Annotated in this window: 18 protein-coding genes; 13 read left to right on the top strand and 5 right to left on the bottom strand. The window is 75.7% G+C overall.

Features of this window, described 5'->3' with window-relative positions:
- Positions 1-2 precede the first annotated feature (2 nt).
- Both AB0O40_RS12960 and AB0O40_RS12955 read right to left on the bottom strand, forming a co-directional pair.
- On the bottom strand, positions 3-1,496 hold the full coding sequence (locus AB0O40_RS12960) for an acyltransferase domain-containing protein (RefSeq protein WP_365039291.1): 1,494 nt from the start codon (positions 1,494-1,496) through the stop codon (positions 3-5).
- A 241-nt stretch (positions 1,497-1,737) separates the two neighbouring features.
- Positions 1,738-3,153, bottom strand: a complete 1,416-nt coding sequence (locus AB0O40_RS12955) for an NAD(P)/FAD-dependent oxidoreductase (protein ID WP_365039288.1) — start codon at positions 3,151-3,153, stop codon at positions 1,738-1,740.
- A 278-nt stretch (positions 3,154-3,431) separates the two neighbouring features.
- On the opposite strand from AB0O40_RS12955, the gene AB0O40_RS12950 reads away from it, so the two are divergent.
- From AB0O40_RS12950 to AB0O40_RS12940, 3 genes are all read left to right on the top strand, one after another.
- Positions 3,432-3,992, top strand: coding sequence for an FABP family protein (locus tag AB0O40_RS12950; protein WP_365039285.1), 561 nt, complete (start codon positions 3,432-3,434; stop codon positions 3,990-3,992).
- A 1-nt stretch (position 3,993) separates the two neighbouring features.
- Entirely contained in the window at positions 3,994-4,725 is a 732-nt protein-coding gene (locus AB0O40_RS12945; protein ID WP_365039282.1) for a 4'-phosphopantetheinyl transferase superfamily protein, read from the top strand.
- A gap of 351 nt (positions 4,726-5,076) precedes the next feature.
- Positions 5,077-5,979 carry an IclR family transcriptional regulator C-terminal domain-containing protein gene (locus tag AB0O40_RS12940; protein WP_365039279.1) on the top strand — a complete coding sequence of 301 codons (903 nt, stop codon included), beginning with the start codon at positions 5,077-5,079 and terminating at the stop codon, positions 5,977-5,979.
- A 93-nt stretch (positions 5,980-6,072) separates the two neighbouring features.
- Here AB0O40_RS12940 and AB0O40_RS12935 read toward each other — a convergent pair whose 3' ends face one another.
- Complete coding sequence (locus AB0O40_RS12935) at positions 6,073-7,305, bottom strand: MFS transporter (protein WP_365039276.1); 1,233 nt, start codon at positions 7,303-7,305, stop codon at positions 6,073-6,075.
- Positions 7,306-7,431: 126 nt separating this feature from the next.
- On the opposite strand from AB0O40_RS12935, the gene AB0O40_RS12930 reads away from it, so the two are divergent.
- Both AB0O40_RS12930 and AB0O40_RS12925 read left to right on the top strand, forming a co-directional pair.
- A complete protein-coding gene (locus AB0O40_RS12930; protein ID WP_365039273.1) occupies positions 7,432-8,025 on the top strand; it encodes a CGNR zinc finger domain-containing protein in 594 nt (197 codons plus the stop codon).
- A gap of 203 nt (positions 8,026-8,228) precedes the next feature.
- Positions 8,229-8,423 carry a hypothetical protein gene (locus AB0O40_RS12925; protein ID WP_365039270.1) on the top strand — a complete coding sequence of 65 codons (195 nt, stop codon included), beginning with the start codon at positions 8,229-8,231 and terminating at the stop codon, positions 8,421-8,423.
- Here the strand turns inward: AB0O40_RS12925 and AB0O40_RS12920 are convergent.
- Complete coding sequence (locus tag AB0O40_RS12920; protein ID WP_365039267.1) at positions 8,407-11,523, bottom strand: BTAD domain-containing putative transcriptional regulator; 3,117 nt, start codon at positions 11,521-11,523, stop codon at positions 8,407-8,409. The two genes, AB0O40_RS12925 and AB0O40_RS12920, sit on opposite strands and share 17 nt — an antisense overlap.
- Before the next feature lie 182 nt (positions 11,524-11,705).
- On the bottom strand, positions 11,706-12,683 hold the full coding sequence (locus AB0O40_RS12915; protein WP_365039264.1) for a helix-turn-helix transcriptional regulator: 978 nt from the start codon (positions 12,681-12,683) through the stop codon (positions 11,706-11,708).
- 286 nt (positions 12,684-12,969) lie between these two features.
- On the opposite strand from AB0O40_RS12915, the gene AB0O40_RS12910 reads away from it, so the two are divergent.
- Genes AB0O40_RS12910 through hppD form a run of 8 tightly spaced genes read left to right on the top strand, consistent with a single transcriptional unit; the run spans position 12,970 to position 19,276 of the window.
- Positions 12,970-13,173: a hypothetical protein gene (locus AB0O40_RS12910; RefSeq protein WP_365039261.1), complete on the top strand. Its 204-nt coding sequence runs from the start codon at positions 12,970-12,972 to the stop codon at positions 13,171-13,173.
- A 9-nt stretch (positions 13,174-13,182) separates the two neighbouring features.
- Entirely contained in the window at positions 13,183-13,497 is a 315-nt protein-coding gene (locus tag AB0O40_RS12905; protein WP_365039258.1) for a hypothetical protein, read from the top strand.
- Between the two features lie 11 nt (positions 13,498-13,508).
- Complete coding sequence (locus AB0O40_RS12900) at positions 13,509-13,721, top strand: MbtH family protein (protein WP_365039255.1); 213 nt, start codon at positions 13,509-13,511, stop codon at positions 13,719-13,721.
- Positions 13,722-13,725: 4 nt separating this feature from the next.
- On the top strand, positions 13,726-14,568 hold the full coding sequence (gene ddaH, locus AB0O40_RS12895; protein WP_365039252.1) for a dimethylargininase: 843 nt from the start codon (positions 13,726-13,728) through the stop codon (positions 14,566-14,568).
- A gap of 56 nt (positions 14,569-14,624) precedes the next feature.
- A complete protein-coding gene (locus AB0O40_RS12890) occupies positions 14,625-15,635 on the top strand; it encodes a TauD/TfdA family dioxygenase (RefSeq protein ID WP_365039327.1) in 1,011 nt (336 codons plus the stop codon).
- Positions 15,628-17,382, top strand: a complete 1,755-nt coding sequence (locus tag AB0O40_RS12885) for a non-ribosomal peptide synthetase (RefSeq protein ID WP_365039249.1) — start codon at positions 15,628-15,630, stop codon at positions 17,380-17,382. The genes AB0O40_RS12890 and AB0O40_RS12885 overlap by 8 nt, the downstream gene beginning before the upstream one ends.
- A complete protein-coding gene (locus tag AB0O40_RS12880; RefSeq protein ID WP_365039247.1) occupies positions 17,379-18,197 on the top strand; it encodes an alpha/beta fold hydrolase in 819 nt (272 codons plus the stop codon). Before AB0O40_RS12885 ends, AB0O40_RS12880 begins: the two co-directional genes overlap by 4 nt.
- Entirely contained in the window at positions 18,194-19,276 is a 1,083-nt protein-coding gene (gene hppD / locus AB0O40_RS12875; RefSeq protein ID WP_365039244.1) for a 4-hydroxyphenylpyruvate dioxygenase, read from the top strand. Before AB0O40_RS12880 ends, hppD begins: the two co-directional genes overlap by 4 nt.
- Positions 19,277-19,302 lie beyond the last annotated feature (26 nt).

Below are 19,302 nucleotides of genomic sequence, written 5' to 3'. Positions count from 1 at the left end.
GCTCAGGCGCGGGCGCCGTCGAGCTGCAGACGGCCGAGTTCGTCCTGGACGAGGTCGGCGATCTTGTCCAGGGTTTCGTAGTCGCCCAGCCGGAAGTCCGAGGAACGGGCGGGCAGTCCGTAGTGCTCCGAGGCCCGCGACAGCAGCTCCACCTGCTTCACCGAGTCCACCCCCAGCTCCGCCTCCAGCAGCGCACCCGGCGTGAACACCTCCTCCGGGTACTCCAACGCCTGCGCGTACAGCGCCCGCACCGTCGCGAACACCTCCGCCCGCGCCGGCACCCCACCACCCACGACAACCGGCTCCGACACCGGCTCGGCCACCGGGACGGCCGGGGCGGCGGCAGGGGCGCGGAACTCGGTCAGCAGCCGCTCCACCACGTCCGAGACCTGGGCGCCGGCCTGCGCCCAGAAGTCGGCGAACTCCCCCGTGGACAGGCCCGGGGCCAGCCGGTCGCGGACCGCGTCCAGACCGCCGGCGGCGCTGCGGGCCAGGCCGAGCGAGCGCAGCACGTCCAGGGTCTCCGGCAGCCGCAGGGCGTTGCCCCGGCCGACCGAGAGGGTGGAGAGCACCGTGACGTCCTCGCCGGCCGACCCGGCCAGCGCCTTGGGCGTGAGCGAGGCGAGGATGGCCCGCCCGCCGGTCTCGACGAACGTGCGCGCGCCCCGCTCGTGCAGGTGGCGGACGGCCGTGGAGAAGCGGACCGGCTGGGTGAAGTGGTCCGCCAGGCGGTCCGCCAGGCTCTCGTCGTCCTCGTAGAAGCGCTGGGTGATGGGCGAGTAGACCGGCACCGTGAGCGGGTGGCGGGGCAGCTCGCGCACCGAGGCCGCGAAGCCCGGCGCCACCGCGGCCAGGGTCGGGCTGTGGAAGGCGAAGGAGGCGTCCAGGTCGGCCGTGGCGATCTTCAGCTGCGCGGCGATGGCCTTCACGTGGGCGATCGCCCCGCGCGGCCCGCTCAGCACGGTCTGGGCGTCGTGGTTCTCGGTGGCCACGGCCAGGGACTCGTCCCCGACCAGCGCCACCAGGTGGCGGCTGCGTTCGGGGGAGGCGCCCAGCGCCACCATCATGCCCGCGCCGGCGTCCCGCCCGGCGATGGCGCTGGTGCGGCGCAGCACGATCCGGGCGCCGTCCTCCACCGAGTAGCCGCCGGCGGCGACCAAGGCGGTGATCTCGCCGAGGCTGTGGCCGACGAGCACCGAGGGGCGGACGCCGTTGTCGGTCAGGATGCGGTGCGCGACCAGCCCGGTGGCGTAGATGGCCAGCTGCGAGACCCAGGGCTCGTCCGCCAGCAACTGGGCCAGCTCGCGCGGGGGTTCGGCGAAGAGGATGTCCGACAGGCGGCGGCCGCAGGACTCCTGGGCGACCGGGTCGATGCGCTCGAGCACCGCGCGCATCTGCGGGTACGTGCCGGCGGCGCGGTGGAAGGCGGTTCCGTCGAAGCCGCCCTGCCCGGGGAAGAGCAGTACGGGGCCGGTGGCGGGTGTGGTCGTGGACATCGGTGAGCATCCCCCTCGGGAGCGGGCGCGGTCCGGGCGGGCCCGTGGACGGGCGGCCGGCGGACGGCGCGGCGTGGGTACGAGTGAGTCGGTGGCGCGCGCGGCCCGCCGGGACGCACCGGAACGGCGGTCGGTGCGGCGGGGCGCCGGTGGTGCCCGGCGCGCGGCGCTCTGCTGATCGGTACGGCGGCACGGTTTCGGGCGTGCGGTGCCGTGGTGAGGGCGGGCGGGCCGGGGACGGCTAGGGGCGGGCGCTGCGCAGGAGCAGGTCTCCCATGGGGCCCAGGTTGGCGGCGACCAGCCGGTCGGCCAGGTCCGCGGGGCCCACCGGCAGTCCGGGCACGGCCGGCAGGCCGTGCAGCAGCCAGCGCAGCATCCGGATCTTCGGCGGCAGGCCGCCCCGGTCGTCGAGGAAGTCGAAGAGCGCGCGGAAGTTGGCGCGGGAGTAGAACTCGCGCGGCGGCACGACGGTGGCGAACAGGCCGATCATGTCGCGGGCGTGCCAGGGGCTGCGGCTCATCGCCTCGATGAGGGCGCGCTCCTCGGCGCTGTGGTCCGCGACCCGCGCGTAGTCACAGGTGTATTCGTAGTGCTCGGTGACGAGCCGGTCGCGCTCGCGGCCGTAGCGGGCCAGGGCCCGGGCCATCGGCAGGCCGCCGCCCAGCGCCTCGTCCAGGGCCGCGGCCAGGAGCTCGGCGCCGAGGACCGCGTAGGTGATGCCGGAGGCGGTGATGGGGTCCCGGGTGGCGCCCGCGTCCCCGACCAGCGCCCAGCCCGGACCGGACGCGGTGCGCAGGAAGTTGGGCACCGCGCCGGTGAGCCAGCGGTCGGCGCGCCGGGTGTCCCGCATCTGGTCGGCCAGTTCGGGGTCGACGTCGGCGAGGGCGTCGGTGACCACCTTGTCGGTGGCCTCGTCGGAGCCCGGCACGGGGAAGTCCGCGGTGGGCCAGGCCACTCCGACGATCGTGAGCCCGTCGTGGGTCGGCCAGGTGAAGGGGTGCCGCCCGTGGTCGCGGTAGGTCCGCACCAGGTCGGGCTGCGGCAGGTCTTCCCAGTACGTCCACAGGCTCTTGCCGAGCACCGGCCGTTCGCGGTACTTGGCGGCCGACACCAGCTGCGCGACCTTGGAGTTCTTGCCGTCGGCGCCGATGACGACCCGGGCGCGCTCGGTGAACGTGCCGGCGCCCTTGGTGGTGCCGCGGACCCCGACGACCGTGCCGTGCTCGTCGTACAGGAGCTCCTGGACGGAGGTCTGTTCGCGCAGTTCGGCTCCCGCGTCGACGGCGCAGCGGACGAAGGCCTCGTCCAGCGCGAGCCGCGGCGGTGACATCGCGTAGTCGACGCCGCGGACCTCGGGCAGGCGCGCCTCGAGGCCGACGGGGCCGCTCTGGAGCCGGTAGCTGTGGATCCGGGGCACGGTGTGGCCGGTGAGCCGGTCCAGCACGCCCCACTCCCGCAACCGGGCCACGCCCGGTGGGTGGATGAGGTTGGTGGACGACGAAGTGGGGCTCGGGAAGCGGGCCCGGTCGACCAGGAGCACCCGGTGCCCGGCCCGCGCCAGCAACAGCGCTACGGACGCACCGGATATTCGTGCGCCGACAACTATGGCGTCGTACACAAAGGCCCCCCGTTGGCCGTGGACGTCGAAGAAAAACACCGAAGCGAGTCCGGCTCCGCCACCGTAGCAAATGCCCGAGAGCCCGCGCCAACCCTTACAAGAGGCTCTGACCTGCACTTTCTCTGTATACGAGAAATGAATTCTTCTCACCTGACGAGAAAGCCGCGCATTCTCGCCAGGTGAGAATGCAAAGCCCTCACGCCTTCCTGAAAGCGGCGTGCAAGATAGCCTCGACCATTGTCCGCCCGGCACCCTCCGGCGGGCCCGCCCGGCGGGCGGGGCCCCGGGGACGGCCGTACCGCACAGGAGGTTCCGCCGTGTTCGCGCCGGTGACCGCCCACCCCTTCCCCGACGTCCACGCCCTGGGCGAGGGGCCCGAACCGCACCCCTGGCTGACGCCCCTGCTGCCCTACCTCGGCCGCTGGCGCGGCGTGGGCCGGGGCGAGTACCCGACCCTCGACCGGCCCTTCCACTACGAGCAGGAGGTGACGTTCGGTCACGACGGCCGGCCCTTCCTCCACTACGAGGCCCGCTCCTGGCTGGTCGACCCGGACTCGGGCGCGCCGCTGCGCCCGTCCGGCCGGGAGACCGGGTGGTGGCGGGTCGCCCCGAGCGGCGACATGGAGACCGTGCTGGCCCACCCCACGGGCATCGTGGAGGCCAGCACGGGCCGGGTCACCGCCGGCGCCGACGGCCCGGTGGTCGACCTGGAGTCCTTCGTGACGGCCTGCACGCCGGTGGCCAAGGAGGTCGAGGGGATCAGGCGCCACTACGCCCTGGAGGCCGGCGAGCTGGTCTTCACCCAGGAGATGGCGGCGGTGGGCGTCGCGATGTCCCACCACCTCTCGGCCCGGCTGCGCCGGATGCCGCGGGGCTGACGTGCTCGACCTGTGGTGGTGGCGGTACGACTCCCCCGCCCCGGCCGCCTTCGCCGACCTGCTCGACGACGCGGAGCGGCGCCGGGCCGCGGCCTTCCGCTTCCCGGTGCACGCGGCCCGGTTCGTCTGGGCGCGGGGCATGGCCAAGTCCGCCCTGGCCGCCGCCGCGGGGGTGCCGGCCGGTCGGGTGCGCCTGGTGCGCGAGGGCTGTCCCGACTGCGGCGGCCGGGACCACGGGAAACCGTCCGCGGTGGTGCCCGGCGACCGGCCGGGCGCGTTCCAGTTCAGCCTGTCGCACAGCGAGGGGCACTCCGCGCTGGTGCTCGCCCGGGGCCACCCGGTGGGCCTGGACGTCGAGCGGATCCGGCCGATGGCGGTCGACGTGCTGGCTCCGGCCACGCTCAGCCCGTCCGAGCGCGCCCACGTCGCGGACCAGCCGGCCGGCCCGCCCCGCTCCCTCGCCTACCTGCGCTGCTGGACCCGCAAGGAGGCGGTGCTCAAGGCCTCGGGGGCCGGGGTCCGCGGGGACCTGACCGCACTCGAGGTGGCACCGGCCGAGGAGCCGGCACGGGTGGCCCACGCCTTCGGCTCCGGACCGGCGCACTGGACCGTGGCCGGCGGCGCGGTCGCGGACGGGCTCCTGGCCGCGGTCGCCGTCCCCGAGGGGGCGGACCCGGCCCACCGCCTCCGCTCCGCGGCCGCGCTGCACGGCGCGGGAACGCAGACCCGCTGAGTCACCCCGCCCGGCCCCGGTCACCACGACCGGGGCCGGGCTTTCCGGTGCCCGGACCCGGCTGCGCCGACGGGACGAACACCCCGTATCCACCCGCGCCGTTCACCCTGTGAGGGCCGCCACACCAGCCGGACTCCAGCCAACGTATAACGTGGAAACGGCAACTTTCCCAGTAGAAAGCGCTGAGCGACCGACGGCGCACAAGGGGGTGGGAACGTGGTATCCGCAGGTCGGCACGCTGCCGGGCACAGTGACGTGGTCCGCTCACCGAGCTTGACCGGTGACCCCCCGTCCGCCTTCGGTGGTCGCAGGAGCAGCACTTTCCGCCAACCCGGCTCCGTGGAGGTACCGATGTCCATACCCCGCATCCCCACCCAGCGCCCGGCCGCCGTGGATGCCCGGCACGGCACCGCGCAGAGACCCGCACCGCGTTCCGGCGGCACCACGCATGCGGAGCGCGTCTTCCGCGTCCAGCAGGCCTTCGCGCAGCTCGGCGGCGAGGTCCACGGGCTGGGCGAACTGGCCCGTGCCTCCGGTGTGGACGACTCCTCTGTCCACCGCATCCTGCGCTCCGGCCTGTCGCGCGGGGCGTTCCTCCAGGTGGGCCGGGGCCGCTACCGGCTGGGCCCCTCGGCGGCCCGGCTCGGGGCGCAGGCCCTGATGAACTCGCTGGACGTGGAGGCCCTGCCGGACCGGCTGGGCCGACTACACCGGGCCACGGAAGGTGGCCTCACCTTCCTGTTCGGGCTGAACCACTTCGGGCGGCTGCAGCGCCACTGCGTCGACATGGCCGTGGGCGACTCGGACCTGTCCGAGTTCGGCGCCGTCCGGGACATGCTCGTCATCAACAGCTCGCTGCGGGTCGGTGCCGCCGGCCGGGCGATCCTCGCCCACCTCCCGGAGGCCATGCGGCGACGGGCGATCTCCGAGCCCCTGCCACCCGGCGTGGGACCGGGAGCGTTCCACGACCGCGAGCGGCTGCTGGCCTCGCTGGCCGAGATCCGCGCCAAGGGGTACGCGGTCGGGCTGCAGGAGTGCATGTCGGGCTGGAACTCCCTGGCGGCTCCGGTGCTGTGGGGGGACACCCCGCTCGGCGCCGTGGTCGTCATGAAGCCGGCGGTCGGCGCGGCGGAGCCGATCGAACGGTACGTCCTGGCGGTCCGCGCGGCCGCCGCCGACCTCGGGCGACATCTGGGGAGCTCCGAGTCGGAGGCCTGCGTGACGGCGCTGGACGGGGGCCCGCGCACCGCGTAGCGGATCCGGCCCGGCGGCTCTGCACGGGAAGGCAGCCCTGCACCACCGTCTCCGGCGGTGCAGGGCTGCGGTGCGCCCGGGGCTGCGGGGGATTCAGCTCCGGGCGAGCGAGGGGGCGTCGGCCGTGCTGCCGGCCTCGGCGGCCGCCTCGGCCCGGCGGGCCCGGCGGATGGCGAGGTGGCTGAGCTCGCCGATCAGCAGGCCGGCCAGGACGATGCCGGCCGCGGGGTAGCCGAGGTGGTCGACCTCGACGACGTGGTCGAGGAGGAAGCCGCCGATCACCGGGGCGAGCGAGACGCCGATGTAGTTGGCGGAGGAGCTCAGCGAGATGGACAGCTGCGAGGCGGCCGGGTTGGCGCCGACCAGCCGGTGCTGGATGGGGACGAGCATGGCCCAGCCGCAGGCGCCCCAGATCATCACGGCGACGAAGGCCGACACCGTGTGCTGGCTGCTCCAGGGGGTGGTCGCGAAGACGGCGACCGCCACGATCCCGGCCGTGTTGATCACCACGCGGTTGCCGAACTTGTCGGTGATCCTGCCGGAGACGCTGTTGCCGACCACCGCGGCGGCGCCCCAGGCGAACAGCAGCCAGGCGAGCGTGGTGCCGTCCCCGTCGGTGGCGGTGCGGAAGACCTGGCTGACGTACGTGTACAGGGTGAACAGACCGCTGTAGGCGACGAGCAGCAGGAGCAGGGTCAAGGTGATGCGGACGTCCTTCAGCGGGGAGAGCCGCTGCCCGAAGGAGACCCGCGGCGGGCTCGGCACGCTGGGCAGCCCGACGAGTACGGCGACCAGGGCGACCGCGCCCACGACGGCGACGAACACCATGGTGCCGCGCCAGTCGGTGACCCCGCTGATGGCGGTGCCGATCGGGGAGCCGAGCGCGGTGGCCGCGCTCAGGCCGCCGAAGAGGATCGACAGCGCGGTGGCGCGCCGCTCCGGCCCGGCGAGCGCGACGACGGCGCCGGCCGAGGTCGGGGTGAACATGGCGCCGCCGAGCGCGGCCACCACCCGGAAGCACATGGCCACTTCGAAGGTGGGGGCCAGGCCGGTGCCGATGTTGCCGCCGATGAAGACGAGCAGGCCGCCGATGAGCAGGACCTTGCGCGAGACCTGCGCGGCGACCGTGGCCACCACCGGGGACAGGATCGCGTAGGCCAGGGCGTAGGCGGTGATCAGTTCGGCGCTGGTCTGGACGTCGGTGTCCAGGTCCTTGGCGATGCTGGGCAGGATGCCCGCCACCACGAAGCTGTCCGTGCCGATGGCGAACATGCCGATGGCGAGCGCGACGAACCTCAGGTTCAGCCGCTTGTCCGTGTCTGCCATGAGTCCTTCTTCGGTCGGGGTCCTGCACCGGCGGCCCGCCTTCATAACGGGAAACCGATCAATTTGCCGTTGTAAGCGCGACCGTACGCCGGATAACGGGAAATCACAAGTGCTACCGTGAGAGGTATGGACGTCGCCGAACGCACCCCGGCCGCACGGGGACCCGCCCCCGGCGAGGCGCAGTACGCCTCGCTCGCCCTGGTCAACACGGAGTTCGAGCTGCCGACCGGCCCTTATGACGGCCTGCCGGACGCCCCCGCCGCCCGCGGCTGGCTCACCACCGCCGGGCTGGTCCCGGCCCGGACCCGGGTCGACGCCGACGGTGCCGAGCGGCTACGGCTGCTGCGTACGAGCGTGCGCGAGGCCTTCGCGGCCCGCATCGAGGAGCGGCCGCCGGCCGCCGACGCCCTGGCGCACATCAACACCGCCCTCGACGGCGCACCCGGCGTCCGCAAGCTCTCCTGGACCGCCCGGGGCCCGGCCGTCGAGGTCCGCCGCCGCGCCGACGCCCCGCTCGAGACGGCCCTGACCGTCCTGGCCGAGGATGCCGTCGAACTCCTCGCGGGCCCGGTCGGCGCCAAGCTCTCCGCCTGCGGCGCCCAGGGCTGCACCCGGCTCTTCGTCCGCGCCCACGCGTCCCGCCGCTGGTGCTCCGACCGCTGCGGCAACCGGGTCCGCGCCGTCCGCCACTACGCCGACCGCACCCGCCGCCCGAAGTAGCCCGGGCCGACGGGCCCACCGCGACCGCCCCCTGCGCCACCGGCGCCGGGGGCGGTGGCGTACCCGCAGGTCAGAGCCGCGGTCCGGCGGTGGAAGCGGCGTATATGAAACGTAGATGGCCGGCTGCGAGGCTGCTGCGCAGAACAGCCCGCAAGCCATCCAGGGGCCGCACCCGGCGCCTGGACGAACAGACAGGATCCACCGTGCCGCACACCCGCACGTCCGTCACGCGCCGTCTGGCCCTCCTCGTCCCCGCCGCGCTCCTCGCGCTGCTCGCCGTCGGCGCCACCGCCGGCGCCCCCGCCCTCACCGCGGACCGCGACACGAACGTCGCGGCGGACTTCGTCACGGGGCCGCACCCGCGCCTGGACCACGACGAGTTCAACTCGAAGGCCTGACCACCACGCGCGTCTCCAGCAGGGTGCGGGCCTCCCCGGCCTCCGGGAGGCCCGCCCGCTCGAAGACCTCCAGCGCCTCGGCCGCGTGCCGCAGCCCCTCCTCCGGCCGGTCCGCCGCCAGGCAGAGCCCGGCGTGGATCAGCAGGGCGTAGCCGCGGTCCCGGCCCCGGCCCGGCGCCGTGCGCAGGTGGGCCACGGCCCGGGCGGAGGCCTCCAGGGCCTCCCGGGTCCGGCCCAGGTCGCTCAGCGTCCGGGCGCGCCGGTAGTCGGCCTGCGCCCGCTGGCCCGGGATCCGGGCCGCGTCACACAGGTCCAGGCACTCCTCGTACGAGGCCAACGCCTCGGTCAGCCGGCCCAGTTCGTGCAGGGCCTGGCCGCGCACGCACAGCGCGTGGGCGACCCCGTGGTCGTCGGCCACCTCCCGCAGCGCCGCCAGCGCCTCCTCGCAGGCGGGCAGCGCCTCGGCCGCCCGGCCGTCGCGGACCCGGGCCAGCGCGGCGTTCAGGGTGATCGTCAGGGCGCCCGAGCGGTGCCCCTGCTCCCGCGCCAGGACCAGCGCCTCGTCGAAGCACTCGACCGCCTCGCCGAAGCGGTGCTCGAACTGGGCGATCACCCCGAGGTCGTTGTACGCCTGCTGCAGGATCGCCCGGTCGCCGGCCCGCCGGCAGGCCCGCACGGCCAGCTCGGAGCCGGTGCGGGCGCGGCCCAGGTCGGTGGCCTGCAGCGCCGCGTTGCCGGTGAGGAAGTGGGCGCGGCCGGCCGCGCGGTCGTTGCCGCGCAGGGTCGCGGCCCGGGCCAGTTCGGCGGCGGTCGCCGTGATCCGCGCGTACGGGATGTCCTGGCCGAAGGAGCTGAGCGCGACCAGCAGGTCGGCGGCCATGGTGAGGTGTTCCGGGTCCGCGGCGTCCGGCCGCCGCACCACCAGCTGGACGGCGTGCAGCGCGCAGTCGAACTCGGCGACGACCCAGGCGCGGGCCTCGGCCAGGTCCGCGAGCCGTTCCTGCCCCGCTCCGGCGGGCGCCGCGACGATCGAGCGGTGCACCGGGTCGCCGGGGATCATCCGCTGGAAGGCCTCGGCCGCCATGCCCAGCAGGTGGTGCAGGAGCCGGTGCTGGACCGGCGGTCCGGTCTCGCCGGCCGGGGCCGGCAGGTTGAGAGCGAAGTCCCGGCCCAGCTCGTGGTGGCGGTAGCGGCCCGGCTCCGGTGACTCCAACAGGGCGGCGTCCACCAGGGCTTCGAGCAGGTCCTCGGCGTCCGGCTCGGCCAGGTCCAGGGCCGCGGCCGCGGCGGCGAGTCCGATGCCCGGCCGGGAGACGGGGGCGAGCCGGCGGAAGACGCCCGCCTGGGGCCCGGTCAGCTGGCGGTGGCCCAGTTCGAAGACCGCGGCGACGGCCAGGTCGTCGGCCCGCAGCTCGGTCAGCCGGCGCCGCTCGTCGGCGAGCCGGGCCACCAGGTGCGCGACGGTCCAGCCGGGCCGGGCGGCGAGGCGGGCGGCGACGATGCGGACCGCCAGCGGCAGCCGGGCGCAGGCCGCGACCAGCGCGGCCGCGGCCTCCTCCTCCCGGTCCACCCGCTCGGCGCCGACGATCTGCCGCAGCAGCCCGAGCGCCTCGGGCGTGGTGAACTCCGCGAGCTGGACGTGGCGCCCGGAGAGCAGCCCGCCCAGCCGGGCCCGGCTGGTGACCACCACGGCGCAGCCCGCGGCGCCCGGCAGCAGCGGTTTGACCTGGGCGATGTCCCGGGCGTCGTCGAGCAGCAGGAGCAGCCGGCGGCCGTCCAGGACGGTACGGAAGAGCCGGGCGCGGTCCTCCGTCGAGGACGGCACCTCACGGCGGGGCACGCCGAGGGCGCCGAGCAGGCTGGCCAGGACGGTGCCGGGGTCGGCGGGTTCGCTGCCGGTGCCGCGCAGGTCGGCGTAGAGCTGGCCGTCCGGGTAGGCGTCCTTGACGTGGTGCGCGACCCGCAGGGCCAGCGCGCTCTTGCCGATGCCGCCCATCCCGCTCACCGCCGCGACGGCCAGCGCGGTACGGGCCGGATCGGCCAGGGCCCCGGCGAGGGCGCCGAGTTCGGCGGCGCGCCCACTGAAGTCAGTGATGTCGGCCGGGAGTTGGGCCGGGCGGACGTACCCGGTCGCGGGCCGCCCCGGTTCCGGGTCGGGCACCGCGGCGGCGGCGCCGGACGGCACGGCCCCGGCCGGCGTCCCGGCATCGCCGGCCACCGACTGCCCGGGGGCCCCGGCGGCGGCACCCGGCACTCCGGCCGGACCGCCGGCGGCGGCCACCGGCCCGGCGGCCGGCACCTGCCCGGCCGGCCGGTCCTCGGGACCGGTACCGGGACCGAGGAGGAGGCCGGGGTCGCCGGTCAGGACGCGCGCGTGCAGGGCGCGGAGTTCCGGACCCGGGTCCAGGCCCAGCTCGTCGGCCAGCACCTCCCGGGCCCGGCCGAAGACCGCGAGGGCGTCGCCCTGCCGTCCCGCGGCGTACAGCGCGCGCATCAGGAGCCCGTACGGGCGCTCCCGCAGCGGCTCGTCGCGGATGAGGGCGGTGAGTTCGGGGACCGCGCGTTCGTGCCGCCCCAGCAGCAGGTCCGTCGCCAGGCGCTCCTCCAGCAGGTGCAGCCGCAGCTCCGCCAGGCGCGAGCGCTGGCTCTCGGCGTACGGGCCCGGCACCCCGGCCAGCGGCTCGCCGCGCCACAGGGCCCCGGCCTCGGCCAGCGCGTCGGCGCAGGCCGCCGTCTCCCCCGCCGCGTGGGCGCGCGCGGCCTGCCCGGCCAGCTCCTCGGCCCGTACCGCGTCCACCGAGCCCGGCGGCACCGCGAGCCGGTAGCCGTCGTTCGCCGACTCCAGGACCTGGGCCCCGGCCTTCCCGGACGCCCCGCGCTCCAGGAGCTTGCGCAGCCGCCAGACGTAGGTCCGCAGGATCATCACCGCGGAGTCCGGGGCGGACTCCCCCCACACCGCGGCGGTCAGTTCGTGCAGCGGCACGACATGGCCCGCGCGCAGCGCCAGGGCGGCCAGGGTCGCCTGCTGCTGTGGCGGCCCGCAGGCCAGTACCGGTCCCCCGTGGGACAGCCCCACGGATCCGAGCACGAAGATTTCCACGAATTCCCCCTGTGCGCGCGCACAGCTCCACCCGGCGGCTGGTCCCCAGTCGCACTGGTCCGCCGATGTACGGAGCGTCATCCTAAGCGGTTCATATGACCAGCTCATCGGAATCGGTCACGCAGGCGCGGCGGTGGCCCCGGCGGGGTCCGCGGGGTGAATCGGAGGGAACCATTCCGGGCTCAGACCCATCCGAGGCGGGCCGCGCGCAGCCCGGCCTCGAACCGGCTGCGGGCGCCCAGCCGTTCGATCAGCGAGGCCATGATCCGGCGGGCGGTGCGGGCCGAGATGTGCAGCTGCCCGGCGGCGGACTCGTCGGTGTGGCCCTGGGCCAGCAGGCTGAGCAGGGAGCGCTCCTGCTCGGTGGGGACGTACCCGGCCTCCGAGGGGTCCGCGCCCAGCGGCACCGCCGCGCCCCACTCCCGCTCGAAGAGCGCGACCAGCGGGGCGATCATGCCCGGCGCGGAGAGGCACAGGGCGCCCTGGCGGGTGTCCGCCGGGTCGATGGGCACGAGCGCGTGGGTCCGGTCGACCAGCACCATCCGGGTCGGCAGCGCGGCGACCGTGCGGAAGGCCCCGCCGCCCGCGACCAGCGCGCGGCTGTAACGCAGCGTGGCCGGATCCTCTCGGACCAGGTCCAGCCCGATGGTGCGGACGGCGACGCCGCGGGCGAGCACCAGGGCGTCGTTGCGTTCGGCGGCCTCCAGCGCGGCCGCGGACTGCGGCCCGCCCGGCATGAAGGTCAGCACCTCGGTCCTGGCCTCCAGCGCCAGGCGCTCCAACCGCCGCTGCACGGCGTCGAGTCCGGTCAGCCGCTCGACGCCCTCGGCCGGCCGGCCGCCGGCGCCGCCGCCCGCCAGGATCCGGACCAGGGCCTGCTGGTGGCCGGCGGCCTGGCGGTGCCGGCGCACCAACTCCTCGTGCTGCTGCTCGAGCAGCCGCTGCATCCCGAGGACCGGGTCGACGACGGTGAAGCGGCCGGGCGTCTCGAAGGACGCCTGGACCAGGCGCAGCGCGAACAGCCGGTCGAGGCAGTCACGGATCCGGTCGGGCTCCACCCCGAGCCGGCCGGCCAGCTCGGCCAGGCCCAGTTCGGGCCGGGCCAGCATCTCCTCGTACACCGTCTGGTCGAGCTCCTCCAGGCCGAGCGTCACGGACATCGTTCCCCCTCTTCGCTTGCGGTCGTCCCCGTCGGTCTGCGACCAGCCTGCCCGCCGGAGATCTACGGGACATAGACGCGTCATCTGCGCGCGTAGACGGGGCCGGGACCGGGCATCCACGGCCCGCCGCGACGGGCTCCCGACCGGGGCCGGCCCGGGCGCGGCTGTCACAAAGCGTCCTGGCCGTTTCCGCCACCCCTGGACCCGTTCCCCCAGGTCAACGCCGTGAGCAGGATGGAGGCGTGCCGCTCGGCACCCCTTCCCTACTCCCGATGAGGGCACCTCCATGACGTCTCGCGTCCCCACCGCCGTCCGTCCGGTCCGCACCGCCGCCGTGGCCGCGGCCGCGGCCGTCGCCTGCGCCGCGCTCGCGTTCACCGCCGGCGGTGCGGCCGGTGCGGACAGCGCCGGGGCGGACGCCGTCCGGACGGCCGCGGTGACCCTCCCGGCCGGCCCGGGCGCGGTCGCCCGCGGCCTCATCTGGGACTGACCCGGGCGCGTGGAGCTGACCCTGATCTCCCTCGTCCCGCCCGGGCCCGGGCCCGTCCCCGTGGACGACGACCGGCTGCGCCGGCTGCTCCGGGACGCGGCCCGCCCGGCGGACCGCCTGGAGCACATCAGCCTGCGGAGCGGTCCGCACGGCGTGGACCTCGGACTCTTCACCGTGGCCAGGCCCGGCACGACCGCCGCGGAGGCGGCCCTGGCCGTCTGCCGCCGCGCCCTCGCAGCACCCTCCCCCTTCCACGGCTGGCACCTCGCCGCCGGACCCACCGGCCTCGCGCGACCCGGCGCGATCCCGACCACCACGACGTGACAGGAGCACCCGTGACCAACCCCTTCGAGGACGACGAAGCGACCTACTTCGTCCTCGTCAACCAGGAGAACCAGCACTCCCTGTGGCCCGCCTCGATCGAGGTGCCCGCCGGCTGGAGCGCCACCCACGGCCCGGCCGGCCGGCAGGCCTGCCTGGACCACATCGAGGAGCACTGGACCGACCTGCGCCCGGCCTCCCTGGTCGCCGCGCTCGGGGAGGTCTGAGCCCGTGAGCGTCCAGCGCACCGCCCGTCCCCGGCACTACCTGATGTGCCGCCCGTCGCACTTCACCGTCGACTACCGCATCAACCCCTGGATGGACCCGGCCAAGCCCACCGACACCGACCTGGCCGTCCTCCAGTGGGAGCGGCTGTACGCCCTCTACCAGGAGCTCGGGCACACCGTCGACCTGGTCGACCCGGTTCCGGGGCTGCCCGACATGGTCTACTCGGCCAACGGCGCCACCGTGCTCGGCGACCGGGTCCTGATGGCCCGCTTCCGCCACCCCGAGCGCGCCGCCGAGGCCCCCGCCTACCAGGCCTGGTTCGAGGCCAACGGCTACACCGAGGTGGTCGCCCCGGAGCACGTCAACGAGGGCGAGGGCGACTACCTGGTCGCCGGCTCCCGGATCCTGGCCGGCACCGGCTTCCGCACCGACCCGGCCTCGCACGCCGAGGCCGAACGCGTCCTCGGCGCACCGGTGGTGGGCCTGACCCTGGTCGACCCGCGCTTCTACCACCTGGACACCGCCCTCGCCGTCCTCGACGACGACGAGATCATGTACTTCCCCGGTGCCTTCTCCGCCGAGTCGCAGGCGGTGCTGCGCGAGCTGTACCCGGACGCGCTGCTGGCCACGGAGGAGGACGCCGAGGTCTTCGGCCTGAACGCGCTCTCCGACGGGCGCAACGTCCTCCTCGCCGAGGCCGCCCGCGGGCTCGCGGACCGGCTGGCCGAGCGCGGGTTCCACCCGATCGGCGTCGACCTGTCCGAGCTGTTCAAGGGCGGCGGCAGCGTCAAGTGCTGCACCCTGGAGCTCCGGCACGCCGCACCGGCCGCGGGCGGTGCCGCGTGAACCCGCAGCCGACCACCCCCGCGGCGGCCACCGGGGCCGTCCCCTTCGCGGCCGCCCTGGACTGGCTGACCGAGCCGGGCGCCCCGGCCACCGTGCGGACCCCCGAGCTGGCCGACGCGGCCGCCGCCCGCGACTGGCTCGCCGAGCACCGCGCCGAACTGCGCGCCGGACTCGACCGGTTCGGCGCCGTGTACGTCAGCGGGCTGCCGGTCCGCACCGTCGACGACTTCGCCGTGGTCCGCGACGAGCTGGTCCGCCGGGCCACCCCGTACCGCGAGAAGGCCACCCCCCGCAGCGACTTCGGCTCCGGCGTCTTCTCCTCCACCGACCTGCCCGCCGCCCAGCCGATCCGCCCGCACAACGAGAACAGCTACACGCTGACCTTCCCCGGACTGCTGCTCTTCGGCTGCCTGACCGCGCCCGAGGAGGGCGGCGCCACCCCGGTCACCGACTGCCGCGAGGTGCTGCGCTCGGTCCCCGCCGCGCTGGTCGAGCGGATGCGCGCGCACGGCTGGATCCTGACCCGCACCTACTCCGAGACCCTTTCGGTCGCCTGGCAGGCCGCCTTCGGGGCCACCACCCGCGAGGAGGTCGAGGCGTACTGCGCCGAGAACGCCATCGCCTGCGCCTGGGACGAGGAGGGCACGCTGCGCACCAGCCAGGTGCGGCCGGGCGTGGTCCGGCACCCCGGGACCGGCGACGAGGTGTGGTTCAACCACATGGCCTTCTGGAACCGCTTCTCGCTGGACGAGGAGCTGCGCGAGGTCCTGCTGGACGAACTCGGCCCCGGCGGGCTGCCCTTCGACACCGGCCTCGGTGACGGCATCGAGCTGACCGAGGCGGACCTGGCGGCCGTCAACGCCGCCTACGAGGCGGCCACCGTACGCCGTGCCTGGCAGCCGGGTGACCTGCTGCTGGTCGACAACGTCCTGACCGCGCACGGCCGCGACCCCTTCCGCGGCGACCGGCGGATCGTCGTCGCCATGGGCGACCCGGTCGCGGTGGCGGACTGCGCCCCGACCGTCGCCCCGCGCGCCGGAACCGTGGCGGGGGTCTCCCGTGGCTGAGCCGCTGAACCTGGTGGAGCGGTTCCTGGCGACCGCCGGGGCCTTCCCCGACCGGGCCGCGGTGCACGCCGCGGACGGTTCCCTGACCTTCGAGGAGCTGGCCGGGCGCACCGCCCGGCTGGCGGCGGCGCTGCACGCGCTCGGCGTCCGCCCCGGCGACCGGGTCGGCGTGAGCCTGCCCCGCGGCACCGGCTGGGCCGCCGTCCCGCTGGCGGTGTGGCGGGCCGGCGCGGCCTACGTCCCGCTGGACCCGGCGTACCCCGGGGAGCGGCTGGCGCGGACCGCGGCCGGCGCCGGGCTGCGCGCGGTGGTCGCTCCGGCCGGTACCGCGGCCGGCTGGGCCGGCGGCCTGCCGGTCCTGGACCCGGCCGACCCGGACCGGCAGGCCCCCGCCGCCGGGCCGGCCGGCCGCGCCGGGCACCCGGCCACCGCGGCCTACGTCATCCACACCTCGGGCTCCAGCGGCCCGCCCAAGGGCGTGGAGGTCACTCACGGCTCCGTCGCCGCCCTCGTGGCCGGCCTGGAGGAGCGGGGCGTCTACCCGTCCGGCCACCGCGTGGTCGCCTGGAACGCCAGCCTGTCCTTCGACGCCTCCGTGCAGCAGCTGGTGCGGGTCTGCCGCGGCGACACCCTGGTCGTGTTGGACGACGAGGACCGCACGGAGCCGGCCCGGCTGGACGCGCTGTTCGACGCGCACGGCGTGACCGACCTCGACTGCACCCCCTCGCACTGGCAGTCCACCGGTCCGCGGCTGCGGCCCGGCCGGCCGCTGCGGCTGCTGCTCGGCGGCGAGCCGGTACCGGAGCCGATGTGGCGGGCGCTGGCCGAGGACCCGGCCGTGACGGCCTGGAACCTGTACGGCCCGACCGAGTGCACCGTCGACGCCACCGCGACCCGGATCACCGGGGCCGTCCCGCACCTGGGCGAGCCGCTGGCCGGAGTCCGCGCCCACGTCCTCGACGAGCAGCTGCGCCCGGCCGCGACGGGCGAGCTGTACCTGGCGGGTCCCGGCGTGGCCGTCGGCTACGTCGGCCGGCCCGGGCTGACCGCCTCGCGGTTCGTCGCGGACCCGTTCGCCGCCGACGGCGGCCGGTTGTACCGCACCGGCGACCTGGTCCGCCGGGGGCCGGACGGCCTGGAGTTCCTGCGCCGCACCGACCGGCAGCTCAAGGTCCGCGGCTTCCGGGTGGAGCCGGGCGAGCTGGAGGACCGGCTGCGCAGCCACGCCGCGGTGGCGGCGGCGGTCGCCGTGGCCCGGACCGGCCCGGACGGCGACACCCTCCTCGCGGCCTACTGGGTCCCGGCCCCCGGCGCCCGGGTCACCGACGCCGAGCTGCGCCGGCACTGCGAGGCCGCGCTGCCCCCGCAGTTCGTCCCGGCCGCCTTCGTCGCCGTCGACGCGCTGCCGCTGACGCCGAACGGCAAGGTGGACACCGAGGCGCTGCCCCCGCTGCCGACGGCCCCCGCGGCCGGACCGGAGGCCGGCGGACGCGCCCCCGAGGGCCCGCTGGAAGAGCTGATCGCCGCCGTGTGGGCCGAGGTCCTGGGCCGGGACGGGGTCGACGCGGAGGCGAACTTCTTCGCGCTGGGCGGCCATTCGCTGCTGGCGCTGCGCGTGGTGTCCCGGCTGAAGAAGAACGCCGGCATCGCGCTGCGCACCAAGGACGTCTACCGCTTCCCGGTCCTCGCGGACCTGGCCCGGCACGCGCACGCGGTGCAGGCCCGGCCCGCCGGGGAGGGCTCGTGAACGCCCTCGACACCACCGCGGTGCGGCTGAAGGAGGCCGCGCCGGGCGCGCCCACCCTGGTCTGCCTCGCCTTCTGCGGCGGGGGCACCGCGACCTACCACGACTGGGTCCCGGCCCTCCCGGACGGCGTCGGCCTGGTGGCCGTCTGCTATCCGGGCCGCGAGGGGCGGTTCGCCGAGGAGTTCGCCCTGACCTGGGACGAGCTGGCGGCGGACGCCGCCGCCGGGGTCGCCTCGGTGGCCGGGCAGGGTCCGTACGTCCTGTTCGGGCACAGCATGGGCGGCTGGATGGCCTTCGACGTCACCGTCCGGCTCGCCGCCGCGGGCGCGCCCGCGCCGCGCGCCCTGGTCGTCTCGGCCTGCAACGCCCCGGACCTCGGGGTCACCGACCGGGACCGGTTCCTGGACCGGGGGCAGCGCGACGAGGAACTGCTCGGCTGGATGCGCACCCACGGCCTGCTGCCCGCGCACGTCCTCGACGAACCCGAGCTGACCGAGATGGCCGTGGAGCTGATGCGGGCCGACCTGACCGCCCGGGACAGCTTCACCCACGCCCCCGGCGCCCGTACCGGCGTCCCGGTCCAGGTGTTCTCCGGGGACGCGGACCCGGTCATCGGCGGGGACGTGGGCCCGCGCTGGGCGGCGCTGACCGACGGGCCGTTCCGCCACGACGTCCTGCCCGGCGGCCACTTCTACACCCCGGAGGTGTGGCGGGGCCTGCCCGCCGAGATCGCCTCCCTGACGACCGGGGGCGCCGAGGTCCCCGCCCCCGTCCCTTCCCCGTCCGCCGCCCCCCGAGGGACGGCGGCCCCATGACGAACGGCAGCTCCATGACCTTCTCCCCCGCCTTCGGCATCAGCCACGTCGAGTCCTACGTCGCCGACCTCGAGTCGGCGGCGGCCGAGATGACCGGCCGCTTCGGCTTCCGTGCGGTCGCCCGCGCCGCGTCCGCCGACGCCGAGTCCCTGCTCCTGCGCCAGGGCCGGATCTCCCTCGTCCTCACCCAGGCCCGCTCCCCGCACCACCCGGGCGCCGCGTACGTCCTGGCGCACGGCGACGGCGTCGCCGACATCGCGCTGAGCGTGCCGGACGTGACCGCCGTCTTCGACGAGGCGGTCGCCCGCGGCGCGGTCCCGCTGGCCGTGCCGCGCCGGGACCCCGACGGCCGTACCCGGGCGCAGGTCGCGGGTTTCGGCGACGTGGTGCACACCCTCGTCGAGCCGGACCCGGCCGGGCTGCCGGCCGGCTTCACCCCGCTGCCGGACGCCGCCGCACCGGATGCGGACGGCGAACTCCTGGAGGAGCTGGACCACTTCGCGGTCTGCCTGCCGGCCGGCGAGCTCGCCCGGACCGTGGAGTTCTACACCCACGTCCTCGGCTTCCGCATGATCTTCCAGGAGCTGATCCGGGTCGGCGCGCAGGCCATGGACTCCAAGGTGGTGCAGAGCGCCACCGGCGAGGTCACCCTGACCCTGATCGAACCCGACACCTCCCGGGAGCCGGGGCAGATCGACCGGTTCCTCGCCGAGCACGGCGGCGCGGGCGTCCAGCACGTCGCCTTCGCCTCCCGGGACGTGGTCCGGGCGGTCTCCACGCTGCGCGAGCGCGGGGTGGACTTCCTCAGCGTCCCCGACGCCTACTACACGATGCTCGCGGACCGGCTCGACCTGGTCCGGCACTCCACGCAGGAGCTCCGGCGCATCAGCGTCCTGGTCGACGAGGACCACGACGGGCAGCTCTTCCAGATCTTCACCCGCTCCACCCACCCGCGCCGCACCCTCTTCCACGAGGTCATCGAGCGGTTCGGCGCCCGCACCTTCGGCAACGGCAACATCAAGGCCCTGTACGAGGCCGTCGAGGCCGAGCGGCTGGGCGCCGGCGAGGTCCTGCGGTGAGCGCCGGACACGACACCGCGCCGGTC

The organism is Streptomyces sp. NPDC089919 (assembly GCF_040684615.1).
GTDB lineage: Bacteria > Actinomycetota > Actinomycetes > Streptomycetales > Streptomycetaceae > Streptomyces.
Note: the sequence above shows the minus strand (reverse complement) of the source record. Positions and strands in the feature narration are given on the sequence as shown.